The organism is Hydrogenophaga sp. (genome assembly GCF_041633695.1).
Taxonomy (GTDB): domain Bacteria; phylum Pseudomonadota; class Gammaproteobacteria; order Burkholderiales; family Burkholderiaceae_C; genus Hydrogenophaga.
In genome coordinates this window covers 1-6195 of sequence record NZ_JBFJMY010000255.1, presented here as the reverse complement: position 1 = coordinate 6195, position 6195 = coordinate 1, and the positions used below count along the sequence as shown (strand labels likewise).

Annotated in this window: 7 protein-coding genes and 1 pseudogene; 5 read left to right on the top strand and 3 right to left on the bottom strand. The window is 66.1% G+C overall.

Going from position 1 to position 6195, the window contains the following annotated elements:
* Both ABYB95_RS15170 and ABYB95_RS15165 read left to right on the top strand, forming a co-directional pair.
* A partial coding sequence (locus ABYB95_RS15170; protein WP_372659408.1) for a Rieske (2Fe-2S) protein occupies window positions 1-303 on the top strand: 303 nt, incomplete at its 5' end.
* 12 nt (window positions 304-315) lie between these two features.
* A complete protein-coding gene (locus ABYB95_RS15165; protein ID WP_372659407.1) occupies window positions 316-1275 on the top strand; it encodes a S49 family peptidase in 960 nt (319 codons plus the stop codon).
* 66 nt (window positions 1276-1341) lie between these two features.
* Here the strand turns inward: ABYB95_RS15165 and ABYB95_RS15160 are convergent, their stop codons facing one another.
* Complete coding sequence (locus tag ABYB95_RS15160; protein WP_372659406.1) at window positions 1342-1809, bottom strand: EVE domain-containing protein; 468 nt, start codon at window positions 1807-1809, stop codon at window positions 1342-1344.
* 174 nt (window positions 1810-1983) lie between these two features.
* Between ABYB95_RS15160 and ABYB95_RS15155 the strand changes: the two genes are divergently transcribed.
* Together ABYB95_RS15155 and ABYB95_RS15150 are read left to right on the top strand one after the other, a co-directional pair.
* The gene (locus ABYB95_RS15155; protein ID WP_372659405.1) at window positions 1984-2601 is read left to right on the top strand and encodes a DUF2889 domain-containing protein; all 618 of its coding nucleotides are present in this window, start codon (window positions 1984-1986) and stop codon (window positions 2599-2601) included.
* Between the two features lie 278 nt (window positions 2602-2879).
* Window positions 2880-4085 (top strand): multidrug effflux MFS transporter, encoded by a 1206-nt coding sequence (locus ABYB95_RS15150; RefSeq protein ID WP_372659404.1) that lies wholly within the window; start codon window positions 2880-2882, stop codon window positions 4083-4085.
* A gap of 19 nt (window positions 4086-4104) precedes the next feature.
* On the opposite strand, the gene ABYB95_RS15145 is transcribed toward ABYB95_RS15150, so the two are convergent.
* Together ABYB95_RS15145 and ABYB95_RS15140 are read right to left on the bottom strand one after the other, a co-directional pair.
* Window positions 4105-5166, bottom strand: coding sequence for a 3-deoxy-7-phosphoheptulonate synthase (locus ABYB95_RS15145; protein WP_372659403.1), 1062 nt, complete (start codon window positions 5164-5166; stop codon window positions 4105-4107).
* A gap of 90 nt (window positions 5167-5256) precedes the next feature.
* Entirely contained in the window at window positions 5257-5763 is a 507-nt protein-coding gene (locus tag ABYB95_RS15140) for a cupin domain-containing protein (RefSeq protein ID WP_372659402.1), read from the bottom strand.
* 111 nt (window positions 5764-5874) lie between these two features.
* Here ABYB95_RS15140 and ABYB95_RS15135 point away from each other — a divergent pair.
* A pseudogene (locus tag ABYB95_RS15135) lies at window positions 5875-6195 on the top strand (mechanosensitive ion channel family protein); the annotation flags it as partial.

The following is a 6195-nucleotide window of genomic DNA, read 5'->3' as shown; positions in this document are numbered from 1 at the left end:
TTCGACGTGGTCTACCAGGGGCAGACCTGCCGGGCCTTCGCGATCCGCTACCAGGGTCGGGTCCACGCCTACCTCAACCGCTGCACCCATGTGGCGATGGAGCTGGACTGGCAGCCCGACCGCTTTTTTGACGACACCGGCAGCTGGTTGCTGTGCGCGTCCCACGGCGCGGCCTACGAGCCCGCCACCGGCGCCTGTGCGGGCGGGCCGTGCCGGGGCGGGCTGGTCAAGATCGAGCTGGTGGAGCACGGCGGCGTGGTGCATTGGCGGTCACAATACAACCTGCAACCCCTTGAATTCTGAGAAAACATGGATATGAACAACGATTTGGGCAGCGCCTCGACCGACCGCAATTGGGAGCGCGCCACGCTCGAAAAACTGGTGTTCGCCACCATCAAAGAACAACAATCCGCGCGCCGCTGGAAGATCTTCATGCGCCTGGTCTGGCTGGCCATCATCGGCGCCATCGGCTGGATGGTCTACACCAACAACACGGTGGCCAGCAGCGCCAGCACGCCGCACACCGCCGTGATCCAGATCAAGGGCGAGATCGCCTCGGGCGCCGAAGCCAGTGCCGAATACGTGGTCGATGCCTTGCGCACCGCCTTTGAGGACAAGGGCGCGCAAGCCATCGTGCTGCTGATCGACTCGCCCGGCGGCAGCCCGGTGCAGGCGGGCATCATCAACGACGAAATCACCCGCTTGAAAGCCTTGCACAACAAGAAGGTCTACGCCGTGGTGGAGGAAACCTGCGCTTCGGCGGCCTACTACATCGCCGCCGCCGCCGACAACATCTATGTAGACAAGGCCAGCCTGGTGGGCAGCATCGGCGTGCTCATGGACGGATTTGGCTTCACCGGCCTGATGGACAAGCTCGGTATCGAGCGCCGCCTCATGACCGCCGGCGCCAACAAAGCCATGCTCGACCCCTTCAGCCCGCAAGACGACGCCCAGCGCGCCTACATCCAGTCCATGCTGGGGGAAATCCACGACCAGTTCATCGAAGTGGTGAAAAAGGGCCGAGGCGAGCGCCTCAAAGTCACGCCCGACACCTTCAGCGGCCTGGTCTGGAGCGGCCAGCAAGCCGTGAACCTGGGCCTGGCCGACCAGCTCGGCAACCTCGATTACGTGGCCCGCGAAGTGGTGAAAGCCGAAGAAATCGTCGACTACACCCACAAGGAAAATGTGGGCCTGCGCCTAGCGCGGCGCTTTGGTGCCAGCGTGGGCGAGGGCTTGTTCGTGGCGGCACGTTCGGCCGGGGTACAGCTGAAGTGAGCCGCCGCAGCGCTCGTCAAACCGGGGGCGGCGCGCCGTAGCGGCTTGGCCATACGCGGTGGTGTATCAGCCGCCCAGCAGGTCTTGCGTGATGACTTGCCAGTGCGTAGCACTCACCGGCGTGATGGACAAGCGGTTGCCCCGCTGGAGCAAGAGCATGTCGGACAGCGCGGGGGTGGCACGCAGTTCGGGCAGGCCGACGAGGCGTGTTTTCCGCAGCGCTTTCACATCGAGCAGCAGCCAGCGCGGCTGATCGGACGGCGACTTGGGGTCAAAGTAGGGCGAAGCCGGGTCGAACTGCGTGGGGTCGGGCCGCGTGCTTGAAGCCACTTGCGCCAGGCCGGCGATGCCGGGTTGGGGGCAGCTGGAGTGGTAGAACAGCACGCCATCGCCCACGCGCATGGTGTCGCGCATGAAGTTGCGCGCCTGGTAGTTGCGCACGCCGGTCCAGGGCACGGTGGCGCCGGGCGCGGCCAGGGCGTCGTCTATCGAGCACTCGTTGGGCTCGGATTTCATCAACCAGTACTGGGTCATGGCGCCATCTTAGCGAGCGTCGGGGCGGCTTGGGCCGGTGGTTTTTTGGGGGAGCGCCCGTTGGCGCGCGCTTGTTTGCCCACGCCACCATGGGGAGAAAACGGGCGCCCCCAAGCCGCTTGACCACCGAATCGGGGAAAATGCCAGTTCCAACCCAGCTACCGAGGTCTTGTTTTGCCCCTGCCCACGCCCCAGCCCAGAACGCCCATGCACACCCGGCGGGTGGAATACCGCGGGTTCCAGCGCGACGACGGTTGGTGGGACATAGAAGGGGAGATGCACGACTCCAAACCCCATGCCTTTCATCTCACGGGCGAACGGGCGCGGGAGCCGAACGAGGCGATACACCACATGCACATCCGGGTGACGCTGGACGACCAGATGGTGGTTCGCGACGTGGCGGTGGCGATGGATGCGGTGCCGCACGGGCCTTGCACGCAGGCCGAGGAGCCGATGCGCCGCATGATCGGTTCGTCGATCGGGCGCGGTTGGCGCCAGGCCATCGAGCGCCATCTGGGTGGGGTGCAGGGTTGTACCCATTTGCGTGAGTTGCTGTTCAACCTGGCCACGGCCGCGTTCCAGACCCGTTCGGCTTCGTTCGGGCTCCCCGACGATGGCAGTCCGCCGATACACCTGGGCAAATGCCTGACCTGGGATTTCAACAGCCCGGTGGTGGAGCGGATCTACCCCATGTTTTTCCGCTGGCAACCACCCGCCAAAGCTCCGGTGGCGGCCACCACGGCCACCACGGCGCCCGTGGCACCCGACGCGCCTGCGCAGGCGCCGCAGTGAGGGCTTCGGGCAGGGCTATCGGACCGCGTTCCGTTGCAGCCACGAATACAGCCACCAAATCCAACGCCACCCGATCGGCCCAGCGCAGGTCGGGCGATTGCCTGCGGGTTCTGCGTTTACCCAGGGTGATGGACTGGCTCTGCACGGCCAAAGCGCATTCCGGTTAGCCTTGGCGTCTCCTTTTGTGCGCCGGTTGGGCGTGCTGGCGCTGCCCCTGGTGGTGCGCTGGCCCCAGCAGCCCACCGGTCTGCCTTTTCCCACCACTTGATTTCCGCTGCATGACGCCATCGAACCCGCAGCCCGCCGGCCATGGCGCGCTGATTGCCAACCTGATCGCCCAGCTCGCGTTCGGCTTGTTGAGCATGACCATTTGTCTACCCTCCATGCAGGAGTGGGGCACCCTGTTGGATAGCAGCCAGGCAGCGGTGCAGCTCACTTTCAGCGGCTATGTGGTGGCCTACGGCGTGTTGCAGCTGGTGTACGGCCCGGTGTCGGACCGGCTGGGGCGCAAAAAGGTCTTGTTGTTCGGCCTGGCGGTGGCGGGCGCGGGTTCGGTGCTGGCGGCACTGGCGCCCGATTTGCCCACCTTGGTGGCCGCGCGGGTGTTGCAGGGCGCGGGCAGCGCAGCCGGCATGGTGGTGGGCCGGGCCATGGTGCAAGACCTGTTCGTGGGGCCGGAGCGCACCCGGGTGATGGCCTATGTGGGCATGGCCATGGGTTTTTGCCCGCCGCTGGCCACGGTGGTCGGTGGCCAGTTGCACGTGTACTTCGGCTGGCGGGCCAATTTTGTCTTGATCGCGTGTTTGGCACTGGTGCTGTTTGTGGCCGCCTGGCGCGGTCTGCCCGACCACCAGCGCTCGACCACCGTGCAGCCGCACTGGCTGCGCGCCATGTTGTCGTCGTATGCGCGTTTGGCACGCGAATCCGCCTTCATTCTGTACGTGGTGATTCTCTCCATGACCACGGCCACCTTTTATGCGTTTCTCGCGGGTGCACCTATCGTGCTGGGCAGTTTCGGTGTGGGCCCGGGTGGGGTGGGCCTTTACCTCATGTTTGGGCCGCTGGCCTATATCCTGGGCAATTTCCTCACCTCGCATCTGGTGCACCGCGTCGGCGAACGCTCGATGATGCGCACCGGGCAAACCTTCACATTGGGCGGTATCGGCCTGATGCTGGCGCTCGCCCTGGCCGGCCTGAACACGCCGTTGGCCTTTGCGCTGCCCATGATGCTGATCGGCCTGGGCAATGGTTTTCTGATACCCCCTGCCTTGGCTGGCACGGTGGGCCTGGTGCCGACGCTGGCGGGTTCGGCCGCAGCCGTGGCGGGCTTGATGCAGCAATTGTTGGGCGCCATGGGTGGCTTTGCTGTGGGCTTGTTCAGCCACGAAAACGCGCTGAACCTGGGTTGGCTGATGTTCAGCCTCGCCCTGTGCGGCACGGTGGCGCAGGTGCTGTTGCACCGGCGTGCCAGCAGCACGGCTTGAAGCGCGGCTTCGGTTCTTTTCAGGCGCGGCGGCGCGCCCGCACCGCCTCGGCCAGGTTGTGCAGCACCGCCACCGTGGTGTCCCAGCCGATGCAGGCGTCGGTCACGCTTTGGCCATAGGTCAGGCCGGCACGCCCATCGACGATGTCTTGCCGGCCTTCCACCAGGTGGCTCTCCAGCATCACGCCGCAGATGCTGTGGCTGCCACCGGCGATTTGCTGCGCAATATCGGCCGCCACGGTGGGTTGGCGTGCCGGGTTTTTGCTGCTGTTGCCATGGCTGCAGTCGATCACCAGACGCATCGGTAGGCCTGCGGCCTCCAGCGCGAGGGAAGCGATGCGCACGCTGCTGGCATCAAAATTGGGGCCGTCGCTGGTGCCGCGCAGCACCAGGTGCCCGTCCGGGTTGCCGGTGGTGGTGATGACGGTGGCCCGGCCTTCGAGCGAGATGGTGGGAAAGCGGTGTGCCTGCGCGGCGACGTGGATCGCATCGATGGCGGTGCCCACGCTGCCCTGGGTCGGGTTTTTGAAACCCACCGGCGCCGACAAGGCCGATGCCATTTGGCGGTGCAGCGGACTTTCCACCGTGCGCGCGCCGATGGCGCCCCAGCTGAGCAGCTCGGCGTAGTACTGCGGCGTGACCAGATCCAGGATTTCCGACGCGGCAGGTACTTCGAGCCGCGCGCATTCGATCAGCAAGTGGCGCGCCTGGCGCAGGCCTTCGCCGATGTCGCCCTGGCCGTCCAGCGTCGGGTCGTAGATCAAACCCTTCCAGCCCATGCGGGTGCGTGGCTTTTCGAAATACACCCGCATCACCAGCAGCAGATCGGGCGCCATTTGCGGCGCGATCTCGCGCAGCCGCGCCGCGTATTCCAACGCCGATGCGGGTTCGTGCACCGAGCAGGGTCCGACCACCACCAGCAGGCGATCGTCTTGCCCGCGCAGGATGGCGCGTGTGGCCTGGCGTGCGGACGCGATGAAGGCCGCTTCGGCGTCGGTCGCCGGAAATTCTTCGCGCAGCAGCCTGGGCTCGGGCAGGGTTTCAGACTGGGCGATGTGGATGTCGTGGATGCGGGTGCTCATGGGGGATGGCGCAAATGGTGGCGGACCGAAGCCGCCAAGGTGGTGGCTGGTGGCGGGCTGGAGCCGCCAGTGTCGCAGACCGGCAGGGTGTCAAACCCCGCCAGTGGGGTGCGTGGGGTCGACCCAGAGCACTTGTTCGGGCTTTTCCACCGGCTCGATATCGAGGTTCACCGCCACCGCCTGGCCGTCGCTGCGGCACAGCACGCATTCCAGCACTTCGGTGGCGCTGGCGTTGATTTCCTGGTGCGGCACAAAAGGCGGCACGTAAATGAAATCGCCAGGCCCGGCCTCGGCGGTGAACTCCAGCTGTTCGCCCCATCGCATGCGGGCCCGGCCTTTCACCACATAGATCACGCTCTCCAGTGGGCCGTGGTGGTGGGCGCCGGTCTTGGCGTTGGCGTGGATGGTGACGGTGCCAGCCCAGAGCTTTTGCGCGCCCACGCGCGCGAAGTTGATCGCGGCCTTGCGGTCCATGCCGGGCGTGCTGGGCACGTTGCCGTCGAGCTGGTTGCCGGGCACCACGCGCACGCCATCGTGCTTCCAGGGTGCATCGCCGTCGGCGCTGTGTTCGTGTGGGGTGGTGTGGTCGTGGGACATGGCATCTCCTGGGGACTGCGGTCCAGCATACACCGGGGCGCAGGTGCTTGTAGCGGTGCGCGTTGCGCGCTCTGCGCTGTGGCTGCTGCACAAAACGGGCTAGGATGGCCCATGGATTTTTCACCCAGGCTTTCTTCTCTTTTGGCCGAATGGTTGCCCACCCTGGGGCTGGCGCTGGTGGCCGCGTTGTTGGCCGAACTGGGTTTTCGCCTCGGTCGCCGGGTGTTCCTGCGCGCCACCCGCAGCGCGCCCATGGCGGCCGGCACCGGCGTGGCGGTGCAGGCACCGGTGCGTTTTCTGCTCTATCTGGGGGCGATCCACTTGTTGTGGCAGCGGTTGCCCGAGGAAGTGCCGTGGCTGCCCGGTGCCGAGCGGCTGACCACGCTGCTGCTGATTTTTACGTTCACCTGGCTGCTGGCACGCGCGGTGCAC

Excerpts from the sequence above, each read along its gene's own strand:
- ABYB95_RS15165 (WP_372659407.1), top strand. The coding sequence starts at position 316 with ATGAACAACGATTTGGGCAGCGCCTCGACCGACCGCAATTGGGAGCGC.
- ABYB95_RS15160 (WP_372659406.1), bottom strand. The coding sequence starts at position 1,809 with ATGACCCAGTACTGGTTGATGAAATCCGAGCCCAACGAGTGCTCGATA.
- ABYB95_RS15150 (WP_372659404.1), top strand. The coding sequence starts at position 2,880 with ATGACGCCATCGAACCCGCAGCCCGCCGGCCATGGCGCGCTGATTGCC.
- ABYB95_RS15145 (WP_372659403.1), bottom strand. The coding sequence starts at position 5,166 with ATGAGCACCCGCATCCACGACATCCACATCGCCCAGTCTGAAACCCTG.
- ABYB95_RS15140 (WP_372659402.1), bottom strand. The coding sequence starts at position 5,763 with ATGTCCCACGACCACACCACCCCACACGAACACAGCGCCGACGGCGAT.